Below are 16,936 nucleotides of genomic sequence, written 5' to 3' on the forward strand. Positions count from 1 at the left end.
TTGAAACGGACGCGAGGACTTAATGGCTGTCTTACGAATCAAAAGTCCATTTCTCTTGTAGGTAGCACTTCGGGAATGGAGTTGCGGATTTAAGGTTATTAATTTTTCCCATATATTCAGAACATACAAAAACTGTTGCGGTATAGCCGTATTTGTTCATTATTGGCAGGGCATTGTATAATAGTCCTATATACCCATCATCAAATGTACATACGATATACCTATTCCGTTCTGACATAGATAAAGACATATAATCCTTCATAGAGCATAATTTGTATCCTGCTATAGAAACGTCTTCGCAGAATTTCTTAAAAACTTCAACAGGTGTAGTAATATTGTCATGTTTCTCTCCTGCTACATCATGAAGAGAAACAGATATTATTGTGTTTAATTCAGGTGTAAGCCTTTCTTTGATATTCCTATTTAAAAGTTTAGACCAAATTTCTTTTACTTTTATTTTTGATACTTCCGAAAAAAATGATTCATAAACTTTTTGGTACTTTTCAGTCGCAAATGGATCTGAAAGCATGTCGTGTATTTCTATTGCCATTTTCTCTGGGTCAAAAGAAGAAAATACCATTTGTGGAAATTGTTCTCTAGCAAATTCTGCAACAAATCCTGTATTAGTTATCATTACAGGTATTCCCTGTGACATACTATCAGTAACAGAATTACCCATACCTTCGCATACTGATGTTTGTATATATAACTGCCAATTCTTTTGAATTGACCTAAATTCGTTCCTTGATTTTACACCTAAAAAAATTATATTTGAATCTACTCCAAGAAATTTAATACGTTGTTGGTATTGAGATAATACATCTTCATCTACATCTCCTACTACTTCAAGTTGTATTTTCTCTTCATACTTTTTATTATATAATGCAACCAATTCAATAAGACGACTAAGACCTTTCTTTTCATTCATGTGTGATGCTCCACAACCAATACACAATCTTGGATATGAAAATGGCTTTACGTTCACATTTAATCTCGATGCAAAATTTGGAATAACATTTGCTCTTATATTCTTACGTGTTAATAGCTTTACATTTTCAGCCAATTCTTCTGACAGACATATTATTCTTTCTGCTATATTTATAGAGTAGTTCAAATAATAGCAAGATTCATAATCCCATTTTGCCAGGTTCCCATCAGAACCACGCAGCATCAACCAAAATCTTATATTGGATTTACCTGCCAAAAGTGCTGCATAATAACCATTAAAACCTCCACCAAAAGCAATTAAAAGTTGTGTATTCTCAATATTTTTTAAATCCTGCTTTAATTTGGCTTCATATGCTAAATTTTTCCCCAATCTGTTGTTATATCCTCCGTGAATTACATCGCAATTATATAAGCCTGAAGATAATATAGACACATCATGTCCAAGTTCTTTAAGTAAAAGATGGTATTGAACACAACTATAAGATAAGCCTCCACCTTCAACTGAGTATTCATTTGTTACAATTGTGATTTTCATTTTAATGTTGAATTACATATAATTTTTTTGTTCGTTTATTTATTGGGTAGCGATATGTTTGATACCAATGAATAGAAGCTTGTGGAAACATATCACGTATATCATTCTCAGTTAATCTTATGCAATAAGGAAAGTTATCGTCTGGTATGTCATATTCTGGATCAATAACTTCAAGTAAAAAAACTTTTGGTTTCCCTGCATATATATAGAAATCAAGCATTTTATTTATATAATCATTTTTTGTAACACAATCATCAGCATAGGCACAGTTGACTAGAACAAGTATGTCAGCATTTTCATATTTTTGAGGGTATTTATTACAGACTATAATATCTCTCCTTCCAAATAAATATTCTATTTTTTTTATCGCGATCTCACACATTTGTTCATCCATCTCATATGCTCTCACATATTTAAATCCAAGATAGCACATGATGCTTGTTACATCTCCCTGACCACAGCCAACCTCTATAATTTTACTATTTCTATCAAATTTCTTCAGTTCAAGAAAAACTTTTTCCCAATAAAGTGGAAATTTTTGTTCGCAAAACTGGTTGCTCCATGACCGACGGTAATTTGCCGGTATATATCGAGAATTGTAGCTAACTAACATATTGTGAAGTTGTTCCATAATTCTTGTAATTGATTTTTCACTAATTGGAAACCTTGATTAAATTGTAATTTAATAGTAGAATCCTTTAGAATACATGTTTGTGCAGCTAAATTAGGATGTATCCTCAATTCTGCAAAGTTCCTACAAGTTTTAATATCACTGTAGAAACATGGTGAATCTATATAGAGCACAGATGTAAAATGTCCATCCTTTTTTAAACTCCATTTTAAGGCTCCAGATTTCTTATCTTTAAAATCCACAGAATATCTATTGAGAATAGGAATAATAAAGTCTTTGTATTTATAACTATCTCTATTCCCAATTTGAGGTAGCAATTTTAATGGAAGCTCATTTTCTATGGCAAATAATATTATTCTTTCGTATTTTTGAACATCAGCATTTTGCACTACTGTATTAAGTCCAACATCTATATTTGCTTCCTTACATAATTTTATATTTTGAAGAATTGTATCTTTATTTCCATTGCCTGTACTTTCTTTAAATGATTTTTCATCAACATATGGGAATTGAATATTGAATTTCACACGTGTTCTTGCCAACCTTTTTATTTGACTCTGGCTTATAAGAGAAAGATTGGTAGCGCAACTTATATCACATTTAAGATGCGTATCCGCATATTCAATCATGTTGACAATATGTTTGTTAATAAAAGGTTCGCCACCACTTATATTTAATTCTTCAATATCTTCTGTGGTCAGTAAATCTACAAGCATTTTAAAATCTTCTAATGTCATAAAATCGTTTTTAGTAGATTTATCTTGACCTTCGTTATGACAAAATGGGCATCTATAATTACATTTATTTGTAACCAACACTCTATATTTAGTCCATCTTATATTTCCCATCAGCTTAATATTATTTTAGTGTTATAATATTTTACAAGTTCATTCATGTGCTCGCCTAAAAGATCTTGACCATCAGCATTATACATCTCAACAGGGAGAAACATTACATCATTCTTAGATGGTTTAAATTGCTCACGAATATCTCTGTGATTTAAAAGTCCTGCAACTGATACTGAGCCACCATACAAATGATTTTGTATAAGATTCGTTTTTACATTAGGCATGTTCTTAAAAGCTTTTGTAAAATACTCATATCCAGAAAGAGGACAAATTAAATTAACGAAGATGTCTTCAGAGAAGTTAGCAATAACAGCCTTTATTTTTTTTATACGTTCATCTGCATCAATAAAATATTCATTATTACCTCCTCTAAATACATCTTTCAGGATTGGAACAGTAAATATGACATTAGGGTAATTCGCCTTAACCCATGTTATACACTTTTCATAATTATCTATACATTTTTGCGATAATTGCTTTAATCTTGGTTGAGAAATAGCAGTATGTTCCATTCTTCTAACAAGGATCTGGCGCACTCTTTTATGTACTCCTAATTCATGTAGAAGTTCTAAGTCTCTCTTTATCTCTTCAAGATTTCCAGTAAACATTAAAGTACACTTATTTAATGGAGCATATTTAAGAAGGAACATTGTACGCTCTCTTTCAGAACGTGGTATAATTGCCTCTCTCTGTTCTTGCATTGTAATTAACGATAAGTCTACTCCATAATTAGAAATTGAATTCAGGAAATCAACTTTATCTTCTCTAATATATGCACCTGTTGTAACAGTGGTTATCTTTTTTTGTGGGAAATAATCAGATGCTATTTTTATGAAGTCATATATCTTCGGATGAAGAAATGGATCAGTATGAGGAGCAACCAATACACCTGCTCCAAGTCGGACATAATTTACATTTGAATTAATGTATTTAAATCCGTTAATCAAATCTTCTTCATCTATCATTGGTATCTTAGGATATTGTCCGAGATAAGAGTCAGTGTGTACTTTACAAAACACACATCCTATGCCGCAATACTTACTTAATATAGGAATATTGCCAAATGTCGCTATTTCCATACGGAAAGCATCAAACTGTTCTTTATCTAGTACCATTATACTTGTTCTTTTTGCCAGTTATTTATCCAGGTCGTATCAGGCTCCTTAAAAAGCTCTGAATTTTGATTTATCAAAGTCTGCCATGCTAAGCCAATATATTTGAGATCCTGTTTTTGTGGATCTTTTGAAATAATTGACTTATAATTTTCTATTGCTGATACACAAATAGAACAAACATCCTTTTCGAAATCAGAATCAAAAAACATATTTATATCTTCTGGCAAATATTTCAAAAAGCGTTTGTGGTTCATCTGTGAAACATACATAGCTGGGAAACAAGCAGCTGTATATGAAAACCCATAAACAGAATATTGTATCCCGCAAACACCAATTCTATCGCATTTATTTACTCTCAAATTCATATCAATTGGACTTATTGTTATGTTTCTGTGCTTGACATTTTTAATACTATATACTTCATCTTTTGTTAATATCCCTCCTTTCGATTTTATCATGTCACCTATGCATATAGGTGAATAGACTAGATATTTCTTACTTTTCTCTGTAGGTATAACTGTACCATTTGTTACAATATTGATATTATCGGCAAACCCCTCTAAAATCAATGTTTCAAAACAACATATCGCATAGTCCAAAATTTTGGAGAGCAAAGGTTCACCTCCAATTATTCTTAGAAGTCCGACTTTCCCCTTGGGGTTTGCTTTGATTTGAGAACATAAAAAATCAATATGTTTTTTTTCCATATCTTTGTGCTCTCTTACAACACCATACATTGACTCTGCGTTACAAAGTCTATTGCAATGCCTGCAATGTAAATTACATCGGTGCGTTATGTCAATTTCTATTGTTAACTTATTTGGATAATTCATTTTTCTTTAATGCAGTTGGAACGTATCTATTGTATTGCTCTAACCCCTCTAAAGTCAAAGTATTCTTTAATATCTTTTGATAGTTAGGACAATATAAGCAGGGTAGTTCTGGTGGACATTCGGTCCCTTCAAATAATACCCTTACAAGAGTTCTAAATGTTTCACTATTAGTCCATTCCTCTATACTCTTGTTTGTTATGCTACCTAATGTTTTCCATTTATTTACACTGCACCCCAATATGTCGCCATTCCAATTAATTTGGGGACTTGAGAAACAATGATAACAAGGAATCTTATACTCCTTTTTGTGTAGTTCTTTATATTCTTGTCTATCAGCAACCCCTAAGCCACTCTCTTTTCTAACAAATTCTTTATCTATAACTGGTGAAAATGTCGAATAGTTCAATTTAGGATTGAATGCCATATTATATTTTTCGCACAGTTTTTTAACAAGTGGTAGTTCGTGCTCGTTATGCCCAAGGATTACAAACTGCCATGATAATCTTGGATATTCAGAATGATATTTATTCTTATAAAAGTTTAATCTCTCTATATTATGGAATACCTTTTCTAGATTTCCTCTTACTCTATATTTCTCATATGTTTCTTGTGTCGCTCCATCTATAGACAAATTTAAGTACTCAACTTTATATTTAACCAAATATTCTAGTACTAAGTCATCAACATCATTGAAATTAGTTCCATTGCCACAATATAAAACTATATTGTGTTCATAAGCATATTTAATGATTTGAGCAATATCCTTATTTAAAAAAATCTCACCCCAATTCGACATCTCAATACGCTTGATTTGTGGATTATTATTGACAAAATCCACAAACTGTTCTATTTTAAACTGACCTTTACCAACAATACCTTTATGCGTGATTCCTTTGGATGTTGAACACTCCACACAACGCAATTGACATATAGTTGAAAGGTCTATAGAAGCTTCAGTTATTTTAGGCAGAATAATCATAATTCTCAAAATAATCGATTGTTTTTAAAAGTCCTTCTTTTAATGATACCAACGGACGCCAATTAGTTTTAGTTATAATCTTTGTTATATCAGGCTTCCTTTTATAAGGATCATCTTGAAGTTTTTCTTTGTATATAATTTTAGATTTTGAATCAAGTGTTCGTATTATTGTTTCTGCAACCTCACTAATAGTATATTCTTCATTGGGATTTCCAATATTAATGGGGTAAGTATAAATATCATCAAGATTCATCACATTATAAATGGCCTCTAACAGATCATCAATATACATGAAGCTTCTTGTCTGTTTGCCATCACCATAAATAATGAGATCTCTGTTATGTAGTGAACGATAAATGAATTCTGGGATAGCTCTACCATCACAAATATCCATGTATGGCCCGTAAGTATTAAAAATTCTTATGATTTTCACTTTCACATTATATAATCGATGATAATCCATGCACAAAGTTTCTGCCGTTCTTTTACCTTCATCATAACATGCCCGAGGTCCTGTACAAGAGACATTGCCACAATACGATTCATTAAGGATATCACAAGCTGGATCTCCATAGACTTCACTTGTTGATGCTTGTAATAACACAATATCCTCCTTCTTTGCATACTGTAGTAAATTATACACTCCAAGGACAGATGTTAACAATGTATCAATAGGTCTTGCATAATATGCTTTAGGAGACGCTATACTAGCAAGATTGATGATCGCATCTATATCTGAAGGGAGTATCTTAAAATCAAATGTTTTAATATCTTGTTCTATAAAATGAAACCGTTCACAATGCAACAAATCTTTAACATTTTCAATTTTACCTGTAATTAAATTGTCTAGGCACCATATAGAAACACCATCATTTATTAGTTTCCGGCAAAGATTTGAGCCAATAAATCCAGCTCCACCGGTGACTAATATATTTTTATATCTAATATCAGTATTCATATGACATCATATCTTTTAAGTACATCAATGTGTTTTTGAGATATATTGAAACCTGCTTCGTCTGCAGAGATCTTCCTATTATATTTAGCCCACTCTTCATTGGATTTTGGAATTATCCATCCTGATGCAACTACTTCTTGAAAAAACTCAGTACCTGGATAAGGGTTATAGCATTTTGGACCATCTATTTTTATATTTGAATATTCTTCAAGTTCTCTTGTTAGAGAAAGTGTTGCTTCTAAATCTTCTGGAGATTCATTAGGTAAAAGTATCATGAATGACAGGTCAACGTTCATACCCATATTATGACACATTTGCATTTTTTCCCGTACCTGTTTAACAGTTATGCCCTTGTGCATTCTTTTCAGCATTCTATCTGAACCAGACTCAATACCTATATATAATTTAGCCACATTAGCTTTTAAAGCTCTTTCCACCATTTTTTCGTTTACTCTATTTAAATCCAATTCGACAGATGAAGGCATTTTATATTTTTCAATGATAGTCCAAGCACGTTCAGGATCCACAAATATATTGTCATCATAAAACATCCATCCGGTGATACCATAATTCTCAATTAAGAAATCCATTTCTCTATATACAGAAGTTAGAGAATATGGTCTCCATTTCGAATTATTAACCACGGTGTTATAGCAAAATGCACATTTTTTCACACAGCCCTTACTAGTCATAAATGGCAGAATTTTGCCAGGTATATAGTTTTTCCTCTTAACCACCGGTTTATCGACATATTTCTTTATGTCCAGCAATTCAAATGGATGATATCCTAGTTGAGATAACTCAACAAGTGGAGGTAAAGGACTAATAATGACCTCTCCGTTTTTTTTATAACACAGTCCACGAACATTATCAGCTTTAATTTTCCCGATTCTCCATTGATAAAACTCATATAAATTACATTCTGCTTCACCTCTTAGAACTGCGTCCACATAACATTCCTTTAAAACTACTTCTGGTAATAAACTTGCATGAGTCCCCGCCCAATATACAAATATGCCTAGGTTATGTAACATTTTTGATGCTTCTATTGCTGATAAAAGATTTGGAGATGTCATTACTGAGAATCCGACCGCCAATGCATCTTTACAAATTTCAGATAATTCGGCCAATGATTCATTAGTATTTATAATATGACGTACAACAACGTCAACATTGTTCCTGACTAATACAGATGCAGCTATTAATAAGCCAAAAGGAGGTGAGAATTGTCTTCTAACTTTTTCAGTGTCATTTTCGATATTTACTAAAACAATATGACTCATGATTATAAGATTCTTTGAAGATTTACTATTTTAGAATTTTCTTTTCTGTTATGACAAATAATAGACTTAAAGCAGTCATGGTTAACCATAACTATAATGAGAGCATAATGAAGTTCATTGGGAAGCTTTTTTATAAGTTTAATTCCATATTCATTAAAGACCTCAGCAGCATTTACCAACGGGTCATAACAATCTATTGAATATCCCTTCTCAATTAAATTCTTGGCTATAAAAGCCACTTTTGTATTACGTATATCTTGACAGTTTGGTTTATAAGAAAATCCCAAAAATAGAACATTATCATGTGGATTTATCATTCTTGCTATTCTTTCTGAAACAATTTTTACTTTTTCTTCATTTGTTCGTCTTGACTGTTTAACCAATGGCAAATCTACACCAATATGTGAAGCCCGATATAATAAATAGTATGGATCAACTCCTATACAATGTCCTCCCACTAGACCAGGTTTAACCTGTGAAAAGTTCCATTTAGACGAGGCACAATTTGTTACTTCCTCAATGTCTATTCCTTCTTTTTTACAATAATCTGCATATTCATTGGCAAGAGCTATCAATGTATCTCTTTGAACATTCTCATACATTTTTGCTGCTTCAGCAACTTTAATACTTGATGCTATTACAACAGGTTGTTCTAAAACAGACTGATAAATTGATGCAAGAAAGTTTGTAACATCTGGTGTCGAGCCAGATATTATTTTGGGGACATTGGATATTTGATGTTTATCATCGCCTATGTTAATACGTTCAGGAGAATACCCTACAAAAAAGTCTTTATTAAATACCAATCTTGAGTTTTTACTCAATAATGGTACACATAATTCTTCAGTCGCACCAGGATATACTGTAGATTCAAATACAACAATGGTTTTAGGACGTAGAATTTTGGAAATTGATAAACAAGCATTTTCTAATGCTGATGTATCTGGTACAAAATAATTATTGATTGGAGTAGGAACAGTAACAATAAGGATATTACATGTAGCAATTTTACGAATATCTGTAGTTACTATACTGTGAGAAATTGCGTCACAGATCTTTTCTGTTTTTACATTATTTCGAGAATCAATTCCATTAGACAGTTCATTGATTCGATTATAATCCACATCATATCCAATGCAAGAATACAATTTAGATAATTGACAAAAAAGAGGAAGACCTACATATCCTAAACCTATTATTGCAATCTTAAGATTTTCATAGGTCTCTATATATTTCTTTTGTTCCATAATTAATATTTATTATTACTTAAAGTCTCAATTGGAGACAAAAGATCTTTTGCTTCCATTTCTAACACAAATGCTATTTTATAAAGAGTCTCAATTGTAGGTTGACATTTATTTGAAACCCAGCGACTAACAGTCATCTCTGTTTTACCTAATTTGTTGGCAAGCCACTTGTTTGATAAATCTCTTTCGGCTAACGCCACTTTGATTTTATTATATTTTAAGTTCTCCATATATTAATGATTATCTAAATGCAAAGATAACATATTTTGTATATAACATGACATTATCTTAGTATTACTACACATTATTACGCAAGTTTAGATAACCTCATTATTAGATAATTAAATTATGCCATTGTATTTAAACAATTTTTACAGATTCAACTTAGATAGAATGTACTTATCTAAAATTAACTATACGCCAGATTGAACTTTTCAGTGATGGTTGGAGTTTATATCGATAATTTTATCAATTGATTTGATTACTAATAGACATCACACAATTCAAGAGGATGATAGGGTCAATAGCCTTACCATCCTTTTTTGTTGTCAGGTGCAGATGGGGACCTGTTGACATACCTGTATTACCAGACACTCCTATTATCTCACCCGCCTTAACATATCGTCCGATTGTAACCTTAGATGTAGACAAGTGACAATAGCTAATCGTGTAGTTGCCAGTCTGAATTGTGATGTATCTGCCAGAACGCTTATCATGAGCAGACTTCACCACTTTCCCCGGAAGCATGGAAAACACAGGTTCGTAGCGAGCTTGAAGATCAACTCCATTATGCATGCAATATTTATGTGTAACAGGATGCTGACGTATTCCAAATTCTGAGTTTATCTGAATATTCTTTAATGGAAAAGCCATATTTAAAAATTGAAGAATATCACCAGATGTTTGTGAAGATGGTCCTACATTATCCCGGCATGATTCTACCATATTTAAATGTGATGAAGCATGGTTCAAAGAATCTTTTAACATCAAATTGTCCACAAGAGAAGAAGTATTTGTCTTTTGTGGATTTTTTGTTTTGTGGACTTGTTGATTATATAAACGCCCAATCGTATTAAACTGCGCTTTTATTGTGGTACTTGGCATAAACGAGAGAAGTACCATCATGAGTATATTGCTAATATTCATGAAGCAAAAATACGTATATCCATTACCATGAGTTAAAACTCTTATAATTCAAGTAATTTTTCTAACTTTATTTATGCTAATAGTATGATTTTAATCGATAAATCATACTTCTTTCATAATGATATATAAAACTTAAGGCAAGATATACCCATTCTTCTGATTCTCTAATCACACCTTTTATTTTTGTTTCTGGATTAGCTATTATAGTTCTTCATAAGACAATGAAATACTGTTATGGCAAAAATAATAACGTATTAAAAAAGGTAACAAATGAATTACAACTTTGATGAGAATGAAATGCCCTACGGCATTCTCGAACGTTTTGGATTGACACAGGAGATGATAGAGGATCTGCCGACCGATGTTCTGCAGAATATTCTCAATGGCCGGCATTCTCCAGTCTTACCTATATACATCATTGCTGATGATGGTGAGGAAGTAAAGGCACGAACTCGCTTCTGCCTTGTAAGAACACCAGAAGGCAATGTAGATGTTCTCTTCTTTCCGAAGCTTGACGAGTATGATTTCAAAGTCTTCAATGAGCAGCAGAAGCAAAGCCTTCTTGCTGGCAAACCCATCATTGGACATTTGGAAAGTAACGAAACGGGGCACGAGCTCGGCACCAAATGTTTCTTCCAACTTGACCAGGACAGCAAACAGGTACTGAGCGTACCAACCCCTGTCATAGGCAGGAACATTCAATACCTCACCGACCGCTATCATCTTACGGGTGCTGAGATGCAGAAACTGCAGAACGGAGAAATCCTTTCCATCATTGATAACGATGAAGAAATTTCCATCGGTATCGATCTGAATTCAAATGCGGGTATCCGTCTCGCTGCAGGTAATGAACAGGTATGGCGCAGAGAAGCCAAACGGGAATGGGACAAATACAACTTCGGCATTTTCGGTTGTTGGACCATGGATGAAAATGGAAATCTTGACTATATCCATGAGGAGGACTACTCTGAAGAAATCTGGAATGAGCAGAAGAAACAAGGTATGCGCATGATACAGCGATAACCAAAGTAACAACCATCAATAACAAATCCAATATGGCAAATATCAAATACTATCCAGAAGACGAACTTGTACAGAAAGTACAGAGTGGAGAATACGGCTGGCTCGATTATATCAATCACCACTCATCGGAATGGCAGGAAGAATACACCGAATTCTGTAATGAAAGGAACCTTGTAGTTAACGAAGAATCAGCCGAAGATTTTATCGAATGGAAAGGCGAACTTGTTGAAACAGGCGAATAATAAACATTTAAAATCAATCACAGTATGTCAATCAGATCAAATGCACTATCAGTAGGTAGAGATTTGTCGCCAGAGCTGCAGGATATTCTCCGTCGCAATGGTATGCAAGCACATATTATTCGACAAGGTGAAAACTATCTTCTGTCGGTTCAAGGGTATGACTCACCTCTCCTAACCTATCATATCAGTGCCAGACAGATGAGAGACTTGGCAGATTGGGGTACAAACTCGGCTAACAAAAAAGCCTATAACACCTTTGCTGATTTAGTGAAGAAAGACTTCTATATACCGAGAGACTTTGTCCATGCCCGTAATGCCAACGGTCGTGTGGCTATGGGACTTCACGGCTACCGGATTGGTGTTGGCGAATACGGCAGACTGCCGTGGGACAAACGCCGTGCCTTTATGATGATGGATCCGTTTCATGGACGATTTTTGGGATGGACACCACGCAATCAGGAAGGCTTCCACATGCGCCGTGTCGGTGGTGCCATGTTCCTGCAGGGAGCCCCTATGGTTCCGGAACGTCCTGATGGCAGAATCAAACCAGGTGAATTACTCAATGGAGGCTATGGCTTCTATTACAAAGGAGAACAGCTAAATATGGCACAGCAGCCCTCACAGGATGTACTCGCAGATTTGGAAGCTGTAATTCCACCTGTTGAAATACCTACCCGTCCACAGGAGCCGGCAAAACCATACAAGGAACTTATCACCTCAGACGTATACTTCAGTAACGAAAAATGGCAGGAATGCCTGTCTTCTCATGGAGTAATTATAGATGCCAACAGCAAGACACTGACCATTCAGTCGGCTACCACCCAGCATGATCTTGTTTACGACCTGACGGATGAAGAAGTTACCCGGCTTACAGACAATTCCATCAAGAATGTACCTGTACAGAACCGCCTGGACATCATCAACAACGTCATCAAAAATGATTTTTCAGATAGATTGACGATAGACATGCTCAATTCCAATGAACAGATAGCCCTGAATCTTACTCCTGAAGTGGAAGCAGAACTGAATGCCAGACAAGAAGTAGTGGCAGAACATGCGTTTCCTCTTACTCAGGGAAATGAATATGTCATTGCGGAGCAGGAAGACCGAAGCGTAGCCCATGTGGATGGCAACAGCCTTTATGACATAAACCAAGATAAAGGTTGGTTTCGGGAAGGAAGAAACGGACGTGAGGTACAGGTGGACGACATCAGAGTTGAGCCTGTACGAAACGAGCAAGGAGAAATCCAGCAAGACGAAAAAGGCAATGCTATGTTCCGTATGACCGCTGTTATCAATGGCGAAAGCATCAGTCACGAGATAAGCCAAAAGCAATATGAAAAGTTCATGGCCGTAGATGACTATCATCGCATGAAACTCTTCTCTAAAATCTTTGACGAAGTAGACATGAAGAATGCGCCGGGACATGGAAGGAATATAGGTGCCATGATTGGAGGTGCTCTACTTGCAGGTCTTACTGTTATGCGAGAACTCGGAAGAGACCATTATCCTCCAGCCGTGTTTGTTGAACATCATCATGCACCAGGGCCACATGTCTATTTCAAAGGAGGTGTGGACTCACCGCAGGATCTTGCTTCAAGAGCATTTGATGCCGGACTCAATGCAGCTGAGCATGGAGTCGGCTTAGGACATGGCAGATAATACTTAATTATCATAGAACACAATGAACGAAGAGCAGAAATTTGAAGATTATCGCAACCGTCTTAATATCAGAGACGTGTTGACGGATGCAGGTTATACACTTCACAAGCGGGACGGCTTGCGCTATCCTGCCTATGTACGTCTGGATAATGATGGACGCAGAATCAGGGGTGACAAATTTATTGTCATGCCCAATAAAAACTGTTGTTTCCAACCTCCAACGATAAAGCTGTATTCTGTCACATCCTTCATTTGGGAACATCCAAATCTCTTTCCTGAATACAATCAAGGAATGAAAGAGTCTGCTCTTGTTCACAAAGTCTGTCAGCGGCTATTGAATATTCCTGTGGAGCAACGTAACCAGAATGTGCTTGCTCCTACCCGTGATGCAAAGCCTTTCAATATCAAAGATTATAAGATTGAGCGTTTTCATCCTGATGAAGCTGACTCTCAGAAACCTTTTTACGCTTTCTTCAAGTCAAGAGGAATCGATTTTGCTACACGTTGTGCTTTTCACCGTAACTTCTTTCTTGCTTCCAAGGCCGCAGACAATGGAGCAAGTTATAAGAACCTTTCTTTTCCCATGTATATACCGGGGCATCCTGAGAAATGTGTCGGTTTGGAAGAAAGAGGCTATCCACGTAAGGATGGCTCTGCACGAAAAGGTATGGCAGCCGGTACAAATGCAAGTGAAGGCCTGTGGATGGCAAGTCCGAAAGACATGGAACTGAAAGATGCGAAAGATGTATATGTGTTTGAGAGTGCATACGATGCCATGGCATTCTACCAGTTGAGAATGAAGAAAGACTCCGGACTGGACTACAAAGCAAGACAGGAGCTGAAGTCAGCCGTATTTATCTCCACCGGAGGAAATCCCAGTTACGGGCAGATACAGGGAGTGGTCAAGGCTGCTCCTGGTGCTACTTTCCATCTTGGCTTTGACAATGACCTGGCGGGAAAACAGTTCGTCTTCAACTTTGAATCCATCGTACAAAAGATGAATCCGTTGCATCCTGAGTCCGTTGCATCAGACATGAAAGGTTTCATTGAAACTTTCAAGGAAGGTATCACATCTACCAAAGAACTGCTTGATATTGACGATGACAGATATGTGGAACTCCCTGAAGGACTACAGAAGCTTTACCTCGCTTATGACACAGCAAGAAATGAGGCATGGGAATACCATTATTCTCCCTTTCTGTGTAAGGAAGACAAGCAGGAAGCGGCTGACAGGATGAACAAAGCCTATCAGGAGTTTAAACAGGCCCTGTTTCAAAAGCTCCATGTGCAGGACGGACAAGACCTGAATCCAATAGGAATAGTACGTGAACTGCCGTCTGAAGGCTATAAGGATTTTAATGATGAACTATTGGAAAAGAAACAATACTCAATGACCGATGTCGTTGAGACAGCCTTTGACGAAAATGGTGTTTCTCTCACTGAAGAGAGAGAAGAAGAAAATGAAGAAACCAAAAAGAGCGGACTAAAACGATAAATGATATGACAGACTCAAACAGACGGTTCAGCATAATCACATTGCACCCTCACTGGGCGCAATACATTATCTCACAAGGCATGGCATTTCTTATCAGTTGTGCCCTGTTCTTGGCAGCCGGTCACGAAAGCATCACCTATAAGATGCCTTTTGTGGTACTGGGGGCAATTATGACGTGCATCATGCTCTACGGTTGTCTTTATCTACACAAACTGAGCTATATCATCACATCCGAACAACTGATTATCCAACATGGTGTACTCATCAGAAAGAGTGACTACATTGAACTCTACAGGGTGGTTGACTTCAGTGAAAACCGTGGTATCGTGGAACAGCTGTTCGGATTGAAGACTGTCTCGATTTTCAGCGGAGACCGTTCCAATCCCAAACTGGACATATTTGGAATCAAGGAGCGCATTGATGTTGTAGGAATTATCCGTGAACGGGTTGAGTATAACAAACAAAGGAAAGGTATCTATGAAATCACTAACAGATAATATATCGTCAGAAGCCAAGACTTCCAAAGGCATTGCTTACGACAGCAGATGGATGATTATCTCGGCCATTGCTTTGGCCTTGTTCCTATTCCGTCTTGAAGGTCGTGCCCAATTGGTTTCCAGCAATCCGATGGAATATGTGGCATTAGCTGAAGGTAATGAGCTTATCAACGGTCAAATCAAGAATCAGATTGAAGACCAGCAGAAGACGGCACTACTACAAAATACCATTGCGGCAGAGTTCGCTCAGATAAAGCAATGGGAGAGAAAGTACAACAGCTACCTGAAAACCGTGTCTGGCTATGCCTCCACACTTAAAGCATGCAGTCATCTCTATGATGACGGTGTAAGGATATTCATCAGTCTTTGTGATTTGAAGAAAGCCATATCACAAAACCCGCATGGAATAGTGGCTACAATGAGTATGAATAATCTTTATATCGAAACAGCGACCGAACTCATCACTGTATACAGCATACTGAAAGATGCCGTAGCCAAAGGTGGAGCAAGCAATATGCTTACGGGTGCGGAACGCAGTAAGATTCTTTGGGAGTTGAATGACCGTCTGGCACAATTCAACAAAAGACTTTCACAGCTCTCCATCAGCATCCGTTATTACACAATGGCCGATGTATGGAACAGAGCCACTGCAGGAATGATAGACAGGAACACCGCTGAGATTGCCGGTCAAGCTTTGGACAGGTGGCATAGATGCGCACGAATAGTAACACCATAAAAGATTATCAGGATAACACAATGAAACGCTTATTGCTGTTTTTTGCCATGCTTATTTCTCTCACCCTCCCTTTTGAAGGGCTGGGTGGGAGTTTTCTCCGGGCTCAGGGCAACGACCCTGTTTTGGCCGGAATGATTCTGGCATACACAAATAAGGCAGAAAAAGAACTGAAGCAGCAGGAACAAATGATGCTTCTGGAATCTACAGGTCATCTGTGGATAAAGGAAGAAGTACAAGGAGTGACTGACCTGCAAAAGGAGTTCAACTCTTATTTGGATAACTTTCATAGCATCATCAGTTATGCGGCACAGATATATGGATTCTATCATGAAATAGACCGACTCGTGAAACACCTGGGAACTTTTAATGACCAGCTCCAGCACCAGACAGGAAATACCCTGGCAGTAGCATTGTCTTCAAACAGGAATAAAATCTATAGAGAACTTATCATGAATAGTGTCGATATAGTCAATGACATCCGGCAACTGTGCCTCTCCGATACCAAGATGACAGAGAAGGAACGACTGGAAGTTCTCTTTTCCATCCGTCCGAAACTTAAACTCATGAATCAAAAGCTCAAAAGGCTTACGAGAGCTGTTAAATATACTTCGCTCTCTGACATATGGGCGGAGATAGACTACAATGGCAGAAGTGAGGTGGACAAGCCCAATATTGTACAGAAATGCAAGGAAAGATGGAAGAGGAACGCAAAGCCAAAGTAAGTATTCAGGTATAAAGATAATTCAGGATAACAATTT

Annotated in this window: 18 protein-coding genes; 7 read left to right on the plus strand and 11 right to left on the minus strand. The window is 36.3% G+C overall.

Annotated elements, in window-relative coordinates; all coding sequences use genetic code 11:
* Positions 1-31: 31 nt before the first annotated feature.
* From HMPREF1534_RS11135 to HMPREF1534_RS21180, 11 genes are all read right to left on the minus strand, one after another.
* Entirely contained in the window at positions 32-1,483 is a 1,452-nt protein-coding gene (locus HMPREF1534_RS11135; protein WP_005939415.1) for a glycosyltransferase, read from the minus strand.
* A 1-nt stretch (position 1,484) separates the two neighbouring features.
* Entirely contained in the window at positions 1,485-2,114 is a 630-nt protein-coding gene (locus tag HMPREF1534_RS11130) for a methyltransferase domain-containing protein (RefSeq protein WP_005939417.1), read from the minus strand.
* On the minus strand, positions 2,090-2,962 hold the full coding sequence (locus HMPREF1534_RS11125) for a radical SAM protein (protein WP_005939419.1): 873 nt from the start codon (positions 2,960-2,962) through the stop codon (positions 2,090-2,092). Before HMPREF1534_RS11125 ends, HMPREF1534_RS11130 begins: the two co-directional genes overlap by 25 nt.
* Positions 2,962-4,077 carry a DUF512 domain-containing protein gene (locus HMPREF1534_RS11120; protein ID WP_005939420.1) on the minus strand — a complete coding sequence of 372 codons (1,116 nt, stop codon included), beginning with the start codon at positions 4,075-4,077 and terminating at the stop codon, positions 2,962-2,964. The genes HMPREF1534_RS11125 and HMPREF1534_RS11120 overlap by 1 nt, the downstream gene beginning before the upstream one ends.
* A complete protein-coding gene (locus HMPREF1534_RS11115; RefSeq protein WP_258462261.1) occupies positions 4,077-4,784 on the minus strand; it encodes a radical SAM protein in 708 nt (235 codons plus the stop codon). The genes HMPREF1534_RS11120 and HMPREF1534_RS11115 overlap by 1 nt, the downstream gene beginning before the upstream one ends.
* A gap of 109 nt (positions 4,785-4,893) precedes the next feature.
* Positions 4,894-5,889, minus strand: coding sequence for a radical SAM protein (locus HMPREF1534_RS11110; RefSeq protein WP_005939422.1), 996 nt, complete (start codon positions 5,887-5,889; stop codon positions 4,894-4,896).
* Positions 5,873-6,847 (minus strand): NAD-dependent epimerase/dehydratase family protein, encoded by a 975-nt coding sequence (locus tag HMPREF1534_RS11105; protein WP_005939423.1) that lies wholly within the window; start codon positions 6,845-6,847, stop codon positions 5,873-5,875. Before HMPREF1534_RS11105 ends, HMPREF1534_RS11110 begins: the two co-directional genes overlap by 17 nt.
* Positions 6,844-8,130 (minus strand): B12-binding domain-containing radical SAM protein, encoded by a 1,287-nt coding sequence (locus HMPREF1534_RS11100; RefSeq protein WP_005939424.1) that lies wholly within the window; start codon positions 8,128-8,130, stop codon positions 6,844-6,846. The genes HMPREF1534_RS11105 and HMPREF1534_RS11100 overlap by 4 nt, the downstream gene beginning before the upstream one ends.
* 2 nt (positions 8,131-8,132) lie before the next feature.
* The gene (locus HMPREF1534_RS11095) at positions 8,133-9,377 is read right to left on the minus strand and encodes a nucleotide sugar dehydrogenase (RefSeq protein WP_005939426.1); all 1,245 of its coding nucleotides are present in this window, start codon (positions 9,375-9,377) and stop codon (positions 8,133-8,135) included.
* 2 nt (positions 9,378-9,379) lie between these two features.
* Positions 9,380-9,607 carry a helix-turn-helix transcriptional regulator gene (locus HMPREF1534_RS11090; RefSeq protein WP_005939428.1) on the minus strand — a complete coding sequence of 76 codons (228 nt, stop codon included), beginning with the start codon at positions 9,605-9,607 and terminating at the stop codon, positions 9,380-9,382.
* Between the two features lie 238 nt (positions 9,608-9,845).
* Positions 9,846-10,523, minus strand: coding sequence for a M23 family metallopeptidase (locus tag HMPREF1534_RS21180; protein WP_005939430.1), 678 nt, complete (start codon positions 10,521-10,523; stop codon positions 9,846-9,848).
* A gap of 270 nt (positions 10,524-10,793) precedes the next feature.
* On the opposite strand from HMPREF1534_RS21180, the gene HMPREF1534_RS11080 reads away from it, so the two are divergent.
* From HMPREF1534_RS11080 to HMPREF1534_RS11050, 7 genes are read left to right on the plus strand one after another with little or no spacing between them, the layout of a single operon-like run.
* Positions 10,794-11,546 (plus strand): DUF4099 domain-containing protein, encoded by a 753-nt coding sequence (locus HMPREF1534_RS11080; RefSeq protein WP_005939433.1) that lies wholly within the window; start codon positions 10,794-10,796, stop codon positions 11,544-11,546.
* Between the two features lie 32 nt (positions 11,547-11,578).
* The gene (locus tag HMPREF1534_RS11075; protein ID WP_005939436.1) at positions 11,579-11,788 is read left to right on the plus strand and encodes a hypothetical protein; all 210 of its coding nucleotides are present in this window, start codon (positions 11,579-11,581) and stop codon (positions 11,786-11,788) included.
* Between the two features lie 24 nt (positions 11,789-11,812).
* The gene (locus HMPREF1534_RS11070; protein ID WP_005939438.1) at positions 11,813-13,450 is read left to right on the plus strand and encodes a hypothetical protein; all 1,638 of its coding nucleotides are present in this window, start codon (positions 11,813-11,815) and stop codon (positions 13,448-13,450) included.
* Positions 13,451-13,472: 22 nt separating this feature from the next.
* Entirely contained in the window at positions 13,473-14,945 is a 1,473-nt protein-coding gene (locus HMPREF1534_RS11065; RefSeq protein WP_005939440.1) for a toprim domain-containing protein, read from the plus strand.
* A 5-nt stretch (positions 14,946-14,950) separates the two neighbouring features.
* Entirely contained in the window at positions 14,951-15,442 is a 492-nt protein-coding gene (locus HMPREF1534_RS11060) for a PH domain-containing protein (RefSeq protein WP_005939442.1), read from the plus strand.
* Entirely contained in the window at positions 15,423-16,178 is a 756-nt protein-coding gene (locus tag HMPREF1534_RS11055; RefSeq protein ID WP_005939445.1) for a hypothetical protein, read from the plus strand. The genes HMPREF1534_RS11060 and HMPREF1534_RS11055 overlap by 20 nt, the downstream gene beginning before the upstream one ends.
* A 20-nt stretch (positions 16,179-16,198) precedes the next feature.
* On the plus strand, positions 16,199-16,900 hold the full coding sequence (locus HMPREF1534_RS11050; RefSeq protein ID WP_005939447.1) for a hypothetical protein: 702 nt from the start codon (positions 16,199-16,201) through the stop codon (positions 16,898-16,900).
* Positions 16,901-16,936 lie beyond the last annotated feature (36 nt).

It is taken from the genome of Phocaeicola massiliensis B84634 = Timone 84634 = DSM 17679 = JCM 13223 (assembly GCF_000382445.1).
Lineage (GTDB): Bacteria > Bacteroidota > Bacteroidia > Bacteroidales > Bacteroidaceae > Phocaeicola > Phocaeicola massiliensis.

Excerpts from the sequence above, each read along its gene's own strand:
- HMPREF1534_RS11075 (WP_005939436.1), top strand. The coding sequence starts at position 11,579 with ATGGCAAATATCAAATACTATCCAGAAGACGAACTTGTACAGAAAGTA.
- HMPREF1534_RS21180 (WP_005939430.1), bottom strand. The coding sequence starts at position 10,523 with ATGAATATTAGCAATATACTCATGATGGTACTTCTCTCGTTTATGCCA.
- HMPREF1534_RS11100 (WP_005939424.1), bottom strand. The coding sequence starts at position 8,130 with ATGAGTCATATTGTTTTAGTAAATATCGAAAATGACACTGAAAAAGTT.
- HMPREF1534_RS11125 (WP_005939419.1), bottom strand. The coding sequence starts at position 2,962 with ATGGGAAATATAAGATGGACTAAATATAGAGTGTTGGTTACAAATAAA.
- HMPREF1534_RS11055 (WP_005939445.1), top strand. The coding sequence starts at position 15,423 with ATGAAATCACTAACAGATAATATATCGTCAGAAGCCAAGACTTCCAAA.
- HMPREF1534_RS11120 (WP_005939420.1), bottom strand. The coding sequence starts at position 4,077 with ATGGTACTAGATAAAGAACAGTTTGATGCTTTCCGTATGGAAATAGCG.
- HMPREF1534_RS11115 (WP_258462261.1), bottom strand. The coding sequence starts at position 4,784 with ATGGAAAAAAAACATATTGATTTTTTATGTTCTCAAATCAAAGCAAAC.
- HMPREF1534_RS11095 (WP_005939426.1), bottom strand. The coding sequence starts at position 9,377 with ATGGAACAAAAGAAATATATAGAGACCTATGAAAATCTTAAGATTGCA.
- HMPREF1534_RS11135 (WP_005939415.1), bottom strand. The coding sequence starts at position 1,483 with ATGAAAATCACAATTGTAACAAATGAATACTCAGTTGAAGGTGGAGGC.
- HMPREF1534_RS11130 (WP_005939417.1), bottom strand. The coding sequence starts at position 2,114 with ATGGAACAACTTCACAATATGTTAGTTAGCTACAATTCTCGATATATA.
- HMPREF1534_RS11060 (WP_005939442.1), top strand. The coding sequence starts at position 14,951 with ATGACAGACTCAAACAGACGGTTCAGCATAATCACATTGCACCCTCAC.
- HMPREF1534_RS11090 (WP_005939428.1), bottom strand. The coding sequence starts at position 9,607 with ATGGAGAACTTAAAATATAATAAAATCAAAGTGGCGTTAGCCGAAAGA.
- HMPREF1534_RS11065 (WP_005939440.1), top strand. The coding sequence starts at position 13,473 with ATGAACGAAGAGCAGAAATTTGAAGATTATCGCAACCGTCTTAATATC.
- HMPREF1534_RS11080 (WP_005939433.1), top strand. The coding sequence starts at position 10,794 with ATGAATTACAACTTTGATGAGAATGAAATGCCCTACGGCATTCTCGAA.
- HMPREF1534_RS11105 (WP_005939423.1), bottom strand. The coding sequence starts at position 6,847 with ATGAATACTGATATTAGATATAAAAATATATTAGTCACCGGTGGAGCT.
- HMPREF1534_RS11050 (WP_005939447.1), top strand. The coding sequence starts at position 16,199 with ATGAAACGCTTATTGCTGTTTTTTGCCATGCTTATTTCTCTCACCCTC.
- HMPREF1534_RS11070 (WP_005939438.1), top strand. The coding sequence starts at position 11,813 with ATGTCAATCAGATCAAATGCACTATCAGTAGGTAGAGATTTGTCGCCA.
- HMPREF1534_RS11110 (WP_005939422.1), bottom strand. The coding sequence starts at position 5,889 with ATGATTATTCTGCCTAAAATAACTGAAGCTTCTATAGACCTTTCAACT.